The organism is Achromobacter animicus (genome assembly GCF_902859585.1).
In the GTDB taxonomy this organism is placed as follows: Bacteria; Pseudomonadota; Gammaproteobacteria; order Burkholderiales; family Burkholderiaceae_B; genus Achromobacter; species Achromobacter animicus.
This window is the reverse complement of sequence record NZ_CADIJM010000016.1, coordinates 79,403-95,436: the sequence shown is the minus strand read 5'-3', so window position 1 is coordinate 95,436 and position 16,034 is coordinate 79,403. Positions and strand designations below refer to the sequence as shown.

Below are 16,034 nucleotides of genomic sequence, written 5' to 3'. Positions count from 1 at the left end.
CTTCCCATCCCGAACAGGACAGTGAAACGCCTTTGCGCCGATGATAGTGGACGGACGTCTGTGAAAGTAGGTCATCGTCAGGCTTTTATTGCTCAAAACCCCGCAGGTATCCCCTGCGGGGTTTTGTCTTTAGTGAGAGACCAGGCCGTTGCGCGGGAGGTTGATTGCGCGATAGGCGCGAACCCTTCCGCGGCTGTAAGCGCCAGGTCCCATTGCAGTGCCCCGTAGTGCCCATCAGTGCCAAAGCGGCACTTAAGTAAGACCCAAGATTCGAACGATTGACCCTGGTGTCAATTGCTTCAAGCAGCTACGCTTGACGACCATAGCAAGGTGGTACCACTCCTTCCCATCCCGAACAGGACAGTGAAACGCCTTTGCGCCGATGATAGTGGACGGACGTCTGTGAAAGTAGGTCATCGTCAAGCTCTTATCCTCAAAGCCCCACCGGTACCCGGTGGGGCTTTGTCTTTGGTGCGTGACTGGCCTGCAAGCCGCGCCAATGCTGAATGTGCCCAAATAACAACGCGCGTGGGCGGGGTGGCTTTGTGCGGTAAGATTGTTCGAGTCAATTCGTTGGAGCGTTATCGTGAGTGATCCCCAGACCCCCGTGCCCGGTACGACATTGGACCTTCGCACGTTGACCCACGTGGCCTATGGCTTGTATGCCTTGGGCTTTCTGACGAGTGGATTTCTGGGCATTGCCACGATCGCGGCTGTTGTGCTCATGTACCTCAAGCGGTCTGACGCGGCCGGCACCGTCTACGCCGGCCATTTCGACTGGCTGCTGCGTACGTTCTGGTGGGCGTTGCTGTGGCTTGCCATCAGTGGGATCGCGACGCTCATCTTCATCGGCTGGATCGGCGTGGCGGCAACCATTGTGTGGGTGCTGTATCGCCTGATACGCGGTTGGCTGTCGCTGCTGGAAGGCACTGCGCCCACGTCTTACGCCTGAGTCCAGGCTGTACCCTCGAAAAGGCCGGCATTGATGCCGGCCTTTTCGCATGCGCCTCGTGTGACGCGCGAGAACATGCGCGCGGATGGTTCTTGGCTCGCGTGTGCACTCAATGGAATCGGAAAGGACGCTGGCGGGCGCCTTGTTTAGGAGCGGGGCGCTGAGCTTCGATTTAGTTGAGTGCGACGCGCAGGACGCATTCAGAGGCGGCGCGTGCGCCTATCGACGTCGCGTGTGCCGGAGGGGCCATTGAAGTGCGTGAGCATGCAGCTTGTCGGCTTGCAAAGGCGCACCAGTGCTGACGATCAGGCGATGGCGTCGCTATTGAAGTCGGGCGGGGATGTCCACGGACGTGGCAATGGGGAACTGCGAGGAGGGGGCTTGCTTGGTGGCGTCGAGCTCGCCCGGCCGTAAGCCAGGGCGTCGCGACAATCCAAAGGCAGGGACGTACGCCGTACGCCCTTTGCCTGCTTACTTCAGATGTGCGTTGACCAGTTTGGTCAGTTCGAACATCGTGACCTGATCCTTGCCGAAGATCGGGCGCAGCTTGGCATCGGCGTTGATGTTGCGCTTGTTGCTGGCATCTTGCAGGTTGTGCTTCTTGATGTATTCCCAGATCTTCTTGGTGACCTCGGTACGCGGCACGGCTTCCGAGCCGATGACAGCGGCCAATTCGGCGCTGGGGGTCAGCGGCTTCATGAATGCAGCGTTCGGCTTGCGCGCGGTCGCGGGTTTGGAGGTTGTGGCCATAATGCGGCGCTCCTTCTCTGGCTGTTGGAAAAATTGTCCTGCGGCCGGAGCATAACGTGTCTCTACAGTAAAGACAAAGGCATTTATCCTCTGTAGCAACTAAAATGCACCGACTGTCCCCTCTCTCACGTCATTCTGTAACGTCCTATGTACGCACGTTCTCCGTTGGAATCGATTCGGCTTTTTCATGACGAATTGACGGCGCTCCGGCGCGATTTGCATGCCCATCCAGAACTTGGTTTTGAAGAGGTCAGAACGTCCGGCATCGTCGCGGGTGCGCTGGAAGCGTTGGGCATCGAAGTGCACCGCGGTATCGGTAAAACCGGCGTGGTGGGCGTGATCCGCGGCAAGCGCTGCGACAGCGGCCGCATGATTGGATTGCGGGCCGACATGGACGCGCTGCCCATGACGGAAGACAACACGTTCGGCCACAAGTCGACCAAGCCGGGACTGATGCACGGATGCGGGCACGATGGTCATACCGCAGTGCTGATCGGCGCGGCGAAGTACCTGGCGCAGACCCGCAACTTCGACGGCACGGCGGTGTTGATTTTCCAGCCGGCCGAAGAAGGACGCGGCGGTGCGCGCGCCATGCTGGAAGACGGTTTGTTCGACACGTTCCCTTGCGATGCGATCTATGCCTTGCACAACTGGCCGGGCCTCAAACCTGGCACGATCGGCATCAACCCCGGACCGATGATGGCGGCGGCCGATCGCTTCGAGATCCTGATCACGGGGCGGGGCGGTCACGGTGCGCATCCCTATCAGACGATCGATCCGGTGACGATCGCGGGTCAGATCATCACCGCGTTGCAGACCATCGTGTCGCGCAATGTGAATCCGCTTGATTCGGCGGTGCTGTCGATCGGGTCGGTGCAGGCCGGGCATCCGGGCGCGATGAGCGTGATTCCGCGCGAGGCGCGCATGGTGGGCACGGTGCGCACGTTTCGTAAGTCCGTGCAGGAGATGGTCGAGACGCGGATGCGCGAGCTGGTGAGTGCCATCGCCGGCGCTTTTGGCGGCACCGCTGAAGTGGTGTACGAGCGCATCTACCCCGCGACGCTGAATACGCCGCAGCACGCCAACCTGGTGGCCGACATCGCGACCGAGATGATCGGCAAGGAAAACGTGGTGCGCGACCTGGTACCCTCGATGGGTTCCGAAGACTTTTCATTCATGTTGCAGGCCAAGCCGGGCGCCTACTTCCGTCTTGGCCAAGGCGGCGCCGATTCCGGTTGCCTGCTGCACAACCCGCATTTCGATTTCAACGACGCCGTCATACCCCTGGGCAGTGCGATGTTCTGCGCGCTTGCTGAACGGGGCATGCCGCTGGCAGATTAAGAAGCCTTCCATGTCTACTCAAAGCACGACTCAACTCACCATCACCCGCCCCGACGACTGGCATCTGCATTTGCGCGATGGCGCGGCGCTTGAAGCCGTGGTCGGCGATACGGCGCGCCAGTTCGCGCGCGCAATCATCATGCCGAACCTGAAGCCGCCGGTCACGACGACGGAACAGGCTTTGGCCTATCGCGGCCGCATCCTGGAAGCGCTTGGCAAGTCGGGCGTGAATCCGGCTTCGTTCACGCCCCTGATGACGCTGTACCTGACCGACAACACGCCCGCTGAAGAGATCATGCGCGCGCATGAGTCGGGCCATGTCTACGCCGTCAAGCTGTATCCTGCTGGCGCCACGACCAACTCGGACGCGGGCGTGACCGATCTGCTGGGCAAATGCACGAAGGCGCTGGAAGCCCTGCAGAAATGCGGTATGCCGCTGTTGGTGCATGGCGAAGTGACGGATCCGTCGATTGACGTGTTCGATCGCGAAGCCATTTTCGTGGAGCGTGTGATGAAGCCGTTGCGGCGCGCCTTCCCCGCCCTGAAGGTCGTGTTCGAACACATCACGACCAAGGAAGGCGCGGAGTACGTTCGCGATGCGGAAGGTCCGATTGCCGCGACGATCACGCCGCAGCACATGCTCTACAACCGCAATGCCATCTTCCAGGGCGGCGTGCGGCCCCACTGGTATTGCCTGCCGATTTTGAAGCGCGAGACGCACCGTCTTGCGCTGGTCGAGGCGGCGACCAGCGGCAGCCCGCGTTTTTTCCTGGGAACGGATAGCGCGCCGCACGCGCGCGGTCTGAAGGAACATGCCTGCGGCTGTGCTGGCTGCTACACCGCATTGCATGCCATGGAGCTTTATGCGACCGCGTTCGAGGCAGCCGGCAAGCTCGACAAGCTGGAAGGGTTTGCCAGCTTCCATGGCCCCGACTTCTACGGTCTGCCTCGCAATACCGGCACGTTGACGCTGTCGCGCGAGACCTATCAGGTGCCGGAAGAGTTGGCGTTCGGCAACACGACGCTGGTCCCGCTGGCGGCGGGCGAGGCGCTGGAGTGGCGCGCTCACGTCTGAGGACGATCGCGGCTGGCGCCGCATGCAAATGAAAAAGGGGTGAGCGGCTGTGCCGTTCACCCCTTTTTTCCGCCGCGCGGACTATCTATATATAGCAGTCACGTCAAAGCGTGCCATCGCGCCGCGCTTCCAGCAGCTCCCAGCGCGCAAACTTCTCTTCGAGTTCAGTTTCGAGCTTGGCCAGTTCGCCGTTGATGCGGTCGACCTCGGCCGGCGCGTCGCGGTAGAGGCTGCCGTCAGCAAGTTGGCCGGCCAATTCAGCTTGCTTCGCTTCGAGCGCGGCAATCGCGTCCGGCAGGCCTTCGAGTTCGCGCAGGTCCCAGGCGTTGATCTTGCCGGCCTTCGCAGGCTTGGGCCGCGCCGCCTTTGCTCGTGCGGCGCCGTCGTCGGCGGGTTTCGCGACCTTGTCGGCCTCGGCCTGCGGAGCGACAGGCGCCGGGCGCTGTGCGACCCATTCGTCGTAGCCGCCCACGTAATCGCGCCAGTGGCCGTCGCCTTCGTAGGCGATCGTCTGCGTGACCACGTTGTTGAGAAACGCGCGATCGTGGCTGACGAGCAGCACGGTGCCTGCGTATTCCTGCAGCAGTTCTTCCAGCAACTCCAGCGTTTCGATGTCCAGATCGTTGGTGGGCTCGTCCAGCACCAGCACGTTGGCCGGCCGGGCAAAGAGCCGCGCCAGCAGCAGGCGAGCGCGTTCGCCGCCGGACAGGCTGCGCACCGGTGATCCGGCGCGCGCCGGCGAGAAGAGAAAATCGCCCAGGTAGGTCATCACATGCTTGCGCACGCCGCCGATCTCGACCCATTCGCTCCCCGGACTGATGATGTCGACGAGCGAAGCGTTTTCGTCGAGCTGCGCGCGCATCTGGTCGAAGTAGGCGACGGCGACGTTGGTGCCCAGGCGCGTCGCGCCGCTATCGGGCTGCAGTTCACCCAGAATGAGCTTGAGCAGTGTGGTCTTGCCTGCGCCGTTGGGGCCGATGATGCCGATGCGGTCGCCGCGCAGAAGGGTTGTGGAATAGTCGTCGACCACGATCTTGTCGCCGAAGCGCTTGCTGACGTGTTCGAGTTCGGCCACGAGTTTGCCGGAGCGTTGGCCTTCGGCCAGCGCCAGCGACACGTTGCCCACGCGCTCGCGGCGTTCGGCGCGCTGCACGCGCAGGCTTTCCAGACGGCGCACCCGGCCTTCATTGCGGGTGCGGCGGGCTTCCACGCCCTTGCGGATCCAGACTTCTTCCTGTGCCAGCAGTTTGTCGAAACGCGCCTGCTCGAGCCTTTCGGACTCGAGCCATTGGGCCTTGCGCTCCTGCCACTGCGAGAAGTTGCCCGGGAAGCTCAGGAGGCGTCCGCGATCGAGTTCGACGATGCGAGTGGTGACGGCGTCCAGGAACCGGCGATCGTGGGTGATGATGACTGCGGCGCCTTTCCAAGCGCGCAGCATGTCCTCCAGCCAGGCGATGCCTTCGAAGTCCAAATGGTTGGTGGGCTCGTCGAGCAGCAACAGATCCGGCTCGTCGATCAGGGCGCGGGCAAGCGCGACGCGCTTACGCGTGCCGCCGGACAGGCCGGCGATCTGCACGTCGGCGGGCAGGCCCAGCTTTTCGATGACGGCGCGCGCGCGCGAGGGGCGCTGCCAGTCTTCGTGGTCGCCATTTGCATTGCATACGACGTCAAAGACAGTGGCATTGTCGTCGAGCTCGGGTTCCTGTTCGACGGTGGCCACTCGCAGACTCGAGCTGCGCGCGATCGCGCCGTCGTCGGGCTGCGTGCGGCCGTCGAGCAGTCTGAGGAGCGAGGACTTCCCTGCGCCGTTGCGGCCGATGAGGCCGATGCGCTCGCCGGACTGGATGGCGAAGTCGGCATGGTCCAGCAGTGGATGGTGCCCATATGCGAGCTGGACGTCGGTCAGGGTGATGAGAGTTTCGAGGGCCATGTAGTGTTGGTGTCTGCGGCATCTAAGCGGATCAGCGCGTATTGTCGCAGGAACCCGCCCCGAGGTTCTTGCGGGCGCCCTGGGGACAGAGCGGACGGCTGTAATAGAATACGCACTGCAAGATGGGTCGGACGATCGCGGTGGGTGCAAGCCCATCGAGGAAGGTCCGGACTCCACAGGGCAGGGTAACGGCTAACGGCCGTCCGGTCGTGTCTTCGGGCATGGCTGAGGAATAGGACCACAGAGACGAGACTGCGGCGCGGGCGCGCTATGCGCGCACTGATACGGCCATCTCCGTATTGCGCCGTCCGGCAACGGGCGGCGGCATCGCAGGGTGAAACGCGGCAACCTCTATCCGGAGCAACATCAAATAGGCATGCGTGCGGCCTCACGGCCGTGAAGGGCGGCTCCGTCCGAGCATGCGGGTAGATGGCTAGAGCGGCTCAGTAATGATCCGCGCAGAGGAATGATCGTCCGCCAGGGCAACCTGGTGTACAGAATCCGGCCTATAGACCCGTCTTGCACTGAATTTTCCCGGCGCGCGCGGATCTGGACGAGGCCGCGCGGCCGTCTGGCGACCACCGCGCCAGTTCATTGCCTCTTCCAGTGTCGTCCATCTGGCGGGAAGCCTCGCCAACTGGAAGGATCGACCGAGCCCCAGGCGGTAAACCGCAATCGTTAGGCGCTACTTCTTAAGTAGGACTTTTAGAGTATGTCGCAACCTCCTGATTTATTGGGAGGTTTTTCTTTTTGCGAATTTACAAGTTGATCTAAGTCCTTGTTGTGATTGAAAAAATTGCAACCGCTCGCTTGACCGCCCCTTTCCCATACCGTAGAGTGGGAAATAGTAGGAAATTGTGCAATTAAGTGGGGTAAATGTGGTGTTTCAGGGAAGCAGCGCGCTCACGCTGGATGCCAAGGGACGGATCTCCATTCCGACCCGGCATCGTGACGCGCTCATGTCGCAGGCCGAAGGCCGGCTGACCCTGACCCGCCATCCCGACGGCTGCCTGCTGGTGTATCCGCGACCGGAGTGGGAAAAGAAGCGCGAGCAGATCGCCGCTTTTCCGATGACGGCCCGCGCGCTGCAGCGGCTGTTGCTGGGCAACGCTCAGGACGTGGAACTGGACGGCTCCGGCCGGGTCCTGATCGCTCCTGAACTGCGCAACGCTTCCGGTATGACGCGCGATGTGATGCTGCTCGGTCTGGGCTCTCACTTCGAGCTGTGGGACGCCGCTACCCTGGCCAGCCGAGAGGCTGAAGACTTGGCCAAGGGTATGCCGGACGTGTTGAACCAGTTTTCGTTCTGAAAGAGTTATGGAATTCGAACATCGGCCCGTCCTCCTGGCGCCGACGGTGGACGCGCTTTTGCTGCCCGGTTTCGGCGGCAAGGGCGCGGCACGGTCGCAGCCGCAGGATGGGCAGGATGTGGCTACGCGAGTCGAAAGCGGCGTCTTCGTAGACGGCACTTTCGGCCGGGGCGGCCACAGCCGCGAGTTGCTTGGCCGGTTGGGCAAGCACGCCCGGCTGGTCGTGTTTGACAAGGACCCGCAAGCGATTGCGGTCGCCAACGCGCTGGCGGCCGAGGATGCGCGGGTCACTGTGGTGCATGGGGGCTTTGCCACCATGGCCGAAGAATTGGAGCAGCGCGGCATCGGCAAGGTCGATGGCGTGATGTTGGATCTGGGCGTTTCGTCGCCTCAGATCGACGATGCCGAGCGCGGTTTCTCGTTCATGCGAGACGGCCCGCTCGATATGCGGATGGACACCACTCGTGGTCCCACGGTGGCGGATTGGCTGGCGCAAGCCAGTGTGGATGAGATGCGGGAGGTCATAGCGGATTATGGCGAAGAACGGTTTGCTTTTCAGGTTGCAAAGGCGATTGCTGCTCGCCGCGCAACAAGGCCGCTGCGCACCACGCTCGAGCTTGCCGAGTGCGTCGCCAGCGCCGTCCGCACGCGCGAAAAGGGGCAACATCCGGCCACACGCACCTTTCAAGCTTTACGGATTTACATCAATCGGGAACTCGAAGAGCTCGCGCGCACCCTCGCGTCAGCTTTAGACCTGCTTGCCCCGGGGGGGAGGTTGGCGGTGATCAGCTTTCATTCACTTGAAGACCGCATGGTCAAGCAGTGCATCGCGGCGGCGGCCAGGCCGGCTGCTGCGCATGCACGCCTGCCCCTGCGCGAAAGCGAAATGCCCCAACCCGTTGTGCGATCCCTTGGCAAAGTCGTGGCCGAGGACGACGAAGTCTCGACCAACGCCCGTGCCCGTTCCGCCATCCTGCGCGCGGCTGAACGTACGGAAACGCCGCTGCCTGCCGAGGGCGGCTTCGCATTTGTGAAGATCGGTTCGCTGCCCGGCAGCGACCTCGCCCCGCCGCCCCGGCGTGGCGGCAAGGGAGGGCGCCGCTGATGGGGCGCGTCAACCTGATCGTTGCGGCTTTGCTGATGCTGTCGGCCATTTCCCTGGTCACCAGCCGGTATCAGTCGCGCCAGCTCTTCGTGGAGCTGGGCCGCGATCAGGCGCATGCGCGCGACCTCGAAACCAACTGGCGGCGCCTGCAGCTTGAGCGCGCCGAGCTGGCCCGCAATGCGCGGGTCGACGCCATTGCGCGCGACGGTCTGAAGATGATTCCCATCGTCCCCGACCGTACGCTCTATATGAATCAGGCGCCCGTGCCCGCGGCCGCCGGAGGCACGCAATGAAGCGCGTGCCCTTCTTCGACAATCCCGTGCTGCGCGGAAGCTTGCCTACGTGGCGCGCCCGCCTGGTGCTGATCCTGCTGTTTGGCGGGTTTACCGTGCTGGCCGGCCGCGCGCTGTTCCTGCAAGGATTGTCGACGGAATTCCTGCAGCAGCAGGGCGAGCGCCGCTACGAGCGCACGCTGACGCTGGCCGCCACGCGCGGCAAGATCATGGACCGTAATGGTGCGGTGCTGGCATCGAGTGTGCCGGCGCGCGCCATCTGGGCGATCCCCGAAGACGTGAAGCAGGCCACGCCCGCGCAGCTGGATTCGCTGGCCAAGCTGCTGGACACGCCGGCGGGCGATCTGCGCCGCCGCCTCGTCGACGAGGACAAGAACTTCGTGTACCTGAAGCGCCAGGTCTCGATGGACGTGGCCGACAAGATCAAGCAGCTGGGCTTGCCGGGCGTGCACCAGCAGCCCGAAACCCGCCGCTACTACCCGGACGGCGACGTGATGGCCCACGTGGTGGGCTTCAATAGTGTCGAGGACCAGGGGCAGGAAGGCGTCGAGCTGACGTTCAACCAGCAGCTGTCGGGCCGACCGGGAAGCCGCCGTGTCATCAAGGATCGGCTGGGCCGCGTCATCGAAGACGTGCAGGCCGTCACGTTGCCGGTTGATGGCCGGGACTTGCGCCTGTCCATTGACACGCGCCTGCAGTACCTGGTTTTCAAGGAACTGAAGGACGCCATGGACAAGCACCGCGCCAAGGGTGCGACGGCCGTGGTGGTGGATGTGCACACGGGCGAGATCCTGGCGCTGGCCAACGTGCCGACCTTCGATCCGAACAACCGCGAAACCTTCCATGGCGCCAACCTGCGCAACCAGGCGATCACGGATACGTTCGAGCCGGGCTCGATCATGAAGCCCTTTACCGCAGCGCTGGCGCTGGACCTGGGCCGCATCAGCACGTCGACGCAGTTCGAGACGGGCAACGGCCGGTTCACGTATCAGGGCAGCACGATCAGCGACGTGAGCCGCAACGGCACGCTGGATGTGGCGGGCGTGCTGCGCAAGTCCAGCAACATTGGCATGACGATGATCTCCGAGAAGCTGGAATCCCGTGAAATGTGGGACCGCTTCACCGAATTGGGTCTCGGCCAGGCGCCGCAAGTGGGATTCCCCGGCGCCGCGCCCGGCCGTCTGCGTCCGTGGGAACGTTGGCGCCTGATTGAAAAGGCCACGATGGCCTACGGCTACGGCCTGTCCGTGTCGCTGCTGCAAGTGGCGCGCGCCTATACCGTCTTTGCACGTAACGGCGACATGGTGTCGCTGACGCTGGTCAAGCGCGATAGCGATCCGACCAGCGTCAAGATCTACACGCCCAAGACGACCGCGCTGGTGCGCGCCATGCTGGAGGCCGCCACCGGCCCCGATGGCACGAAGGCCGCGCAGGTGCAGGGCTACCGCGTGGCGGGCAAGAGCGGCACCGCGCGCAAGATCGTGGACGGCAAGTACAGCACGCAACGTTACCGCAGCTCGTATGTGGGTTTTGCCCCGGTGTCGGATCCGAAGATCGTGGTGGCCGTGTCCATCGACGAACCGACGATCGGCGGCTATTACGGCGGCGCCATTGCCGCGCCCGTGTTCTCCCATATCGTGGGGGGGAGCCTGAGGCTGATGGGGGTGCGGCCCGACGCACCGTTTGAATCCACGATTGTTGCTGGTATCAAGGAGCCAGGCAGATGAGCGCCAACGGCTTCCACTCTTCCCCTGCCGCCACGGTTGTCGAGACCGTGGCGTGGTTGCATGAGCGCGTGTCGTTGACCGCGCATCTCAAGCTGGACTCGCGCGACATCGAGCCGGGCGACGTGTTCGTTGCTTGCCCGGGACTGTCGAGCGACGGCCGTCTCTATATAGATAAGGCGTTGGCGCTGGGCGCCAGCGCCGTGCTGTTCGAAGCGCCTGCCACCGATGCCGTACAAGCCGCGTCGGCCGGCACGCCCATGCTTGCGGTGACCGGCCTGCGCTCGCTGCTAGGCGAACTGGGCGACACCTGGTATGGCCGTCCGTCGGCGGCGCTGGCCGTGGTTGCGGTGACCGGCACTAACGGCAAGACGTCGTCGGTGCAATGGATTGCCCACGCGCTGAGCCGGAACGACAAGGCTTGCGGCACCATCGGCACGCTGGGCGCCGTGCTGCCCGATGGCCAGACGCTGGGCGGCAGCCTGACGACGCCGGATGTGCTGACTGTGCACCGCACGCTGGCCGCGATGCGCGACGCCGGCGCGAAGGCCGTGGCCATGGAGGCCTCGTCGATCGGCATCGAGCAGGGCCGCATGGACGGCGTGCGCGTGGCGCTGGCCGCCTTCACAAATCTGACGCGCGACCATCTGGACTATCACGTCACGATGGAGCGCTACGAAGCGGCCAAGGCGCGCCTCTTCCGCTGGCCCGGCCTGACCGCCGCGGTGATCAACGCCGACGATGAAGCCGGGCGGCGGATGCTGGCCAGCCTGCCGGACGGCGTGACGCCGATGGGTTACAGCCTGAGCGACGATCCTGAAATTCCGGCCGCCATGCGTGCGCGGGACTTGCAGGCAACGTCGCAAGGCCAGATCTTTACGCTGGTGTCGCCGCATGGCGAAGCCCAGATCGTGACGCGCCTCTTGGGCGCGCACAACGTTTCGAACCTGCTGCTGGTGGCGGGCGTGCTGTACAAGCTGGGCCTGCCGTTTGCGCAGATTGCGCGTGAACTGGCGGCGACGGATCCCGTCGATGGCCGTTTGCAGACCGTGGAACCGGCAGTGAACTTGCCAGCCCATACGGCACGCGGTCCGCTGGTGGTGGTGGACTACGCCCACACGCCGGACGCGTTGTCCCGTGCGCTGCTGGCGCTGCGTGCCGTGGCCACGGCACGTTCCGGCCGCCTGATCTGCCTGTTCGGCTGCGGCGGTGAGCGCGATCCGGGCAAGCGTCCGGTGATGGGCGCCATTGCCGCGGAGCTGGCTGACCACGTGGTGGTGTCCAGCGACAACCCGCGCACCGAATCGCCCGAGGCGATCGTCCAGCAGATCCTGGCCGGCGTGCCCGAAGCGGCGCATGCCGACGTGCAGGTCGATCGCGCGCGCGCCATCCTGCAGACCATCTGGGCGGCGTCGCCGGAAGACGTGGTGCTGCTGGCCGGCAAGGGTCACGAAACCTATCAGGACATCGGTGGCGAGAAGCTGCCTTTCGACGATCGCGAATGGGCGCGCGTGGCGCTGCTGTTGCAGCAGACGCCCGGCGTGTCCACCGATACGCGCCGCATTGGCGAAGGCGAACTCTTCGTCGCGCTGGTGGGCGAAAATTTCGACGCGCACGACTACCTGGATCAGGCAGCTTCGCGCGGCGCTTGCGCGGCGCTCGTCGCGCACCATGTTGCCGATGCCGGACTGCCGCAGCTTGTCGTGGGCGATACGCGCGTGGCGCTGACGCGCATCGGCGCCGCCTGGCGTGCCCGGTTCGTGCTGCCCGTGGTGGCGGTGACCGGCAGCAACGGCAAGACGACCACCAAGGAAATGATCTCCGCGATGCTCGCCGAATGGCAGGGCGACGCGGGGCGCCTGGCCACGGCCGGCAACCTGAACAACGACATCGGCGTGCCGCTGACCTTGCTGCGCCTGCGCGCGGGTCATCGCGCCGCCGTGTTCGAGCTGGGCATGAACCACCCCGGTGAAATTGCGCAGCTTGCCGCCATTGCCGCGCCTACCGTGGCGCTGGTCACGAATGCGCAGCGCGAGCACCAGGAATTCATGCACACCGTCGAAGCGGTCGCGCATGAGAACGGCGCCGCGATTGCCGCATTGCCGGCCGATGGCGTCGCCGTGTATCCCGGAGACGAGCCCTACGCAGCCATCTGGGATGCGTTGGCCGCGCCGCGCCGCGTGCTGCGGTTTGGCCTGCAGCCCGGCCTGGACGTCTATGCGGAACAGATCATCGCGGAAGTCGACGCCACGCGCTGCCGTGTCGTGACGCCGGTCGGCGTTGCCGATCTGACGCTGCCGGTGGCGGGATTGCACAACCTGCGCAACGCGCTGGCCGCCATCGCCAGCGCCATTGCCGCGGGCGTGCCGCTCGAGATCGCGGTGCGTGCGCTGGCGGGATTCAGCCCGGTGGCCGGGCGCATGCAGCACAAGCGAATGAGTGACGGAACGTTGCTCATCGATGACACCTACAATGCCAACCCCGATTCGGTCCGCGCAGCCATCGACGTGCTTGCGCGCATCGGCGGCACGCGCGTCCTGGTCTTGGGCGACATGGGCGAAGTCGGGGACAACGGCCCCGCCATGCACGTCGAGGTGGGCAATTACGCGCGCGAGCATGGGCTCGACGCATTCATCACGCTAGGCGAAGCCAGCCGGGCGGCAGCTGCCGCATTCGGCGCTGGCGCGCACGCCTGCGCATCGGTAGACGAAGTCGTTGCCGCCTTGCGCGGCTTGCGCCCGTCCTGCGTATTGGTAAAAGGATCGCGCTTTATGCGCATGGAGCGGGTAGTGACGGCTTTTTCTTTGAATGACGGTACGGCAGCCGCAGGGCAGGGAGAGCAGCATGCTGCTTGAGATCGCCCGCCTGCTTTCCGACGATGTGCGCGCGCTGGGCGTGTTCGAATACATCACCCTGCGCGCCGTGTTGGCCTGCGCGACGGCGCTGGTGATCGGCCTGGTGGCCGGTCCTCGCGTCATCCGCAAGCTGACCGAAATGAAGATCGGCCAGGCCGTGCGCACGTACGGTCCCGAATCGCATCTGGTCAAGACCGGCACGCCGACCATGGGCGGCGTGTTGATCCTGATCTCCATCGCCATCAGCACCTTGCTGTGGGCGGATTGGACGAATCGCTTCGTGTGGGTCGTGCTGCTGGTGACCTTCGGATTTGGCTGGATCGGCTGGCGTGACGACTACCGCAAGGTGGTCTATCGCGATCCCGAAGGCATGCCGGCGCGTCAAAAATTCTTCTGGCAAGCCACCATCGGCATGGTGGCTGCGGTGTATCTGGCGTTCGCGGTGTCCGCGCCCGCCAACACCGAACTCTGGCCCCTGTTCAAGGCCTGGGTGGGCAGCGGCTTCACGATGGCGCTGCCGACGCGCGCCGACCTGATCGTCCCGTTCTTCAAGACGGTGAGCTATCCGCTGGGCGTGCTGGGTTTCGTGGCGCTGACCTGGGCCGTGATCGTCGGCACCAGCAACGCCGTGAACCTGACCGATGGGCTGGATGGCCTGGCGATCATGCCCACCGTGATGGTCGGCAGCGCGCTGGGCATCTTCGCCTACGTGGTCGGCCGCGTGGACTATTCGAAGTACCTGCTGTTTCCGTACATCCCCGGCGCATCGGAATTGATGGTGCTGTGCGCGGCGATCGGGGGCGCGGGGCTCGCATTTTTATGGTTCAACGCGTATCCGGCGCAAGTGTTCATGGGCGACGTCGGCGCGCTTGCGTTGGGCGGTGCGTTGGGCACGATCGCGGTCATCGTGCGCCAGGAAATCGTGCTGTTCATCATGGGCGGCGTGTTCGTCGTCGAGACGCTTTCCGTGATGATCCAGGTGACCTGGTTCAAGTACACGAAGCGACGTTATGGAACAGGTCGACGCATTTTCCGAATGGCCCCGTTGCATCATCACTTTGAAGTGGGCGGCTGGAAGGAAACCCAGGTGGTCGTGCGTTTCTGGATCATCAGCATGATGCTGGTGCTGATTGGCCTCTCTACGCTGAAGTTGCGATGAACATGATGGAATCCTCCCGCGCTGACGCGCCGCTCGTGCTGATCCTCGGATTGGGCGAGACGGGCGTCGCTGCCGCACGCTGGTGCGCCCGCCTGGGCGCCCGCTTGCGCGTGGCCGACACGCGCGCGGAACCGGGAGGCCTGGCCGCGCTGCGCGAAGCGTTGGCGCAAAACGAAGTGGAATACCGGCTGGGCTGCGACGAGTCGTTTGCCACCGATCTGCTGGATGGCGTGTCGCAGGTCGTGTTGAGTCCGGGTCTGGCGCCCACGCAGGCGCCCGCCGCCGACGTGCTGCGCGAGGCCGAGGCCCGCGGCATTGAAATCGTCGGCGAGATCGAACTGTTTGCCCGCGCGCTGGCGGATCTGGCCGCCGATCGCGAGTATCGCCCGCGTCTGCTGGCCGTGACCGGCACCAATGGCAAGACCACCGTCACCGCGCTGACGCGGCAACTGGTCGAAGCCAGCGGGCTGACGGTCATCGCTGCCGGCAACATCAGCCCTGCTGCGCTATCCGCGCTGATGGACGCGCTGGACACGGACGCGCTGCCGCAGGTGTGGGTGCTTGAACTGTCCAGCTTCCAGCTTGAAACGACGCGCACGCTGATGGCCGATGCGGCCGTCGTGCTGAACGTGACCCAGGATCACCTGGACTGGCACGGCGGCATGCAGGCCTATGCCGATGCGAAGGGCCGCCTGTTGAAGATGGCGCGCATCGCCATCGTCAATCGCGACGATCCGCTGACCGTTGATATGGTGTCGTCGCTGAACGCCACGAACGTGCGCAGCTTTGGCCGCGATGTGCCTGAGCTGGTGGGCGACATGGGCCTTGAACTGGGACAGGGCGTAGCGTGGCTGACGGCCTGCGAGTCCAACGATTTCGATGAGCCGGCACCGCCCACGCGGCGCAAGAAGGACGCGCCCGAACCGGTGCGCGCCAAGGGCCGTATGAGCCGCCTCATGCCCGTGGACGCACTGCGCATCCGCGGCATCCACAATGCGCTGAACGCGCTGGCCGCGTTGCAGCTTGCCCGCTGCCTGGATCTGGGCTGGGGCGCCATGCTGCGCGCGCTTCGCGACTACGCGGGCGAGCCGCATCGCGCCGCCTTCGTGCGCACGATCGGCGGCGTGGACTACATCAATGACAGCAAGGGCACCAACGTGGGCGCCACTGTGGCCGCGCTGGAAGGCCTGGGCCAGCCCGTGGTGCTGATCGCCGGCGGCCAGGGCAAGGGCCAGGATTTTTCGCCGTTGATTCCCGTCGTCTCACGCCATGCGCGCGCGGTGATGCTGATCGGCCTGGATGGCCCGGAGATTGGCCGCGTGCTGGAGCCGACCGGCGTCAAGTGCCTGACTGTCGAGAGCTTGCGCGACGCCGTGCGCGGTGCGGCCGAACTGGCGCAGCCGGGCGACGCCGTGCTGTTGTCGCCGGCGTGCGCCAGCCTGGACATGTTCCGCAATTACCCGCATCGCGGGCAGGTGTTCGTGGAAGAGGTCGAAGACCTGGCCCGCGACCGTGGAGAGGTGGCATGAACCGCAACGCC

General features: G+C 64.6%; 12 protein-coding genes, 2 rRNA genes and 1 other RNA gene. 13 read left to right on the top strand and 2 right to left on the bottom strand.

Going from position 1 to position 16,034, the window contains the following annotated elements; genetic code table 11:
- From rrf (HV681_RS28205) to HV681_RS24535, 3 genes are all read left to right on the top strand, one after another.
- A 5S ribosomal RNA gene (gene rrf / locus HV681_RS28205) occupies positions 1-83 on the top strand; the annotation flags it as partial.
- 229 nt (positions 84-312) lie between these two features.
- Positions 313-425 (top strand): 5S ribosomal RNA (gene rrf / locus HV681_RS24540).
- A gap of 161 nt (positions 426-586) precedes the next feature.
- The gene (locus HV681_RS24535; protein WP_056569333.1) at positions 587-952 is read left to right on the top strand and encodes a DUF4870 family protein; all 366 of its coding nucleotides are present in this window, start codon (positions 587-589) and stop codon (positions 950-952) included.
- 471 nt (positions 953-1,423) lie between these two features.
- Here HV681_RS24535 and HV681_RS24530 read toward each other — a convergent pair whose 3' ends face one another.
- Positions 1,424-1,702 (bottom strand): SWIB/MDM2 domain-containing protein, encoded by a 279-nt coding sequence (locus HV681_RS24530; protein WP_006217453.1) that lies wholly within the window; start codon positions 1,700-1,702, stop codon positions 1,424-1,426.
- A 147-nt stretch (positions 1,703-1,849) separates the two neighbouring features.
- Here HV681_RS24530 and HV681_RS24525 point away from each other — a divergent pair, with 147 nt between their 5' ends.
- Positions 1,850-3,043, top strand: coding sequence for a M20 aminoacylase family protein (locus HV681_RS24525; protein ID WP_056569330.1), 1,194 nt, complete (start codon positions 1,850-1,852; stop codon positions 3,041-3,043).
- Positions 3,039-4,118 (top strand): dihydroorotase, encoded by a 1,080-nt coding sequence (gene pyrC, locus HV681_RS24520; protein WP_175125685.1) that lies wholly within the window; start codon positions 3,039-3,041, stop codon positions 4,116-4,118. Before HV681_RS24525 ends, pyrC begins: the two co-directional genes overlap by 5 nt.
- A gap of 103 nt (positions 4,119-4,221) precedes the next feature.
- On the opposite strand, the gene HV681_RS24515 is transcribed toward pyrC, so the two are convergent.
- Positions 4,222-6,048: an ATP-binding cassette domain-containing protein gene (locus HV681_RS24515; RefSeq protein ID WP_175125660.1), complete on the bottom strand. Its 1,827-nt coding sequence runs from the start codon at positions 6,046-6,048 to the stop codon at positions 4,222-4,224.
- Between the two features lie 119 nt (positions 6,049-6,167).
- On the opposite strand from HV681_RS24515, the gene rnpB reads away from it, so the two are divergent.
- From rnpB to murD, 8 genes are all read left to right on the top strand, one after another.
- Positions 6,168-6,573: RNase P RNA component class A (gene rnpB / locus HV681_RS24510), an RNA gene on the top strand.
- A 356-nt stretch (positions 6,574-6,929) separates the two neighbouring features.
- Entirely contained in the window at positions 6,930-7,358 is a 429-nt protein-coding gene (gene mraZ / locus HV681_RS24505; protein WP_056322651.1) for a division/cell wall cluster transcriptional repressor MraZ, read from the top strand.
- 7 nt (positions 7,359-7,365) lie between these two features.
- On the top strand, positions 7,366-8,463 hold the full coding sequence (rsmH, locus tag HV681_RS24500) for a 16S rRNA (cytosine(1402)-N(4))-methyltransferase RsmH (protein ID WP_175125651.1): 1,098 nt from the start codon (positions 7,366-7,368) through the stop codon (positions 8,461-8,463).
- On the top strand, positions 8,463-8,756 hold the full coding sequence (gene ftsL / locus HV681_RS24495; protein ID WP_056569320.1) for a cell division protein FtsL: 294 nt from the start codon (positions 8,463-8,465) through the stop codon (positions 8,754-8,756). Before rsmH ends, ftsL begins: the two co-directional genes overlap by 1 nt.
- Positions 8,753-10,483, top strand: a complete 1,731-nt coding sequence (locus HV681_RS24490) for a peptidoglycan D,D-transpeptidase FtsI family protein (RefSeq protein WP_175125648.1) — start codon at positions 8,753-8,755, stop codon at positions 10,481-10,483. Before ftsL ends, HV681_RS24490 begins: the two co-directional genes overlap by 4 nt.
- Positions 10,480-13,335 (top strand): bifunctional UDP-N-acetylmuramoyl-L-alanyl-D-glutamate--2,6-diaminopimelate ligase MurE/UDP-N-acetylmuramoyl-tripeptide--D-alanyl-D-alanine ligase MurF, encoded by a 2,856-nt coding sequence (gene murF / locus HV681_RS24485; RefSeq protein ID WP_175125646.1) that lies wholly within the window; start codon positions 10,480-10,482, stop codon positions 13,333-13,335. Before HV681_RS24490 ends, murF begins: the two co-directional genes overlap by 4 nt.
- The gene (gene mraY, locus HV681_RS24480) at positions 13,325-14,494 is read left to right on the top strand and encodes a phospho-N-acetylmuramoyl-pentapeptide-transferase (RefSeq protein ID WP_105237357.1); all 1,170 of its coding nucleotides are present in this window, start codon (positions 13,325-13,327) and stop codon (positions 14,492-14,494) included. Before murF ends, mraY begins: the two co-directional genes overlap by 11 nt.
- Entirely contained in the window at positions 14,491-16,023 is a 1,533-nt protein-coding gene (murD, locus tag HV681_RS24475; protein WP_175125644.1) for a UDP-N-acetylmuramoyl-L-alanine--D-glutamate ligase, read from the top strand. The genes mraY and murD overlap by 4 nt, the downstream gene beginning before the upstream one ends.
- The last annotated feature ends 11 nt before the right edge of the window (positions 16,024-16,034 follow it).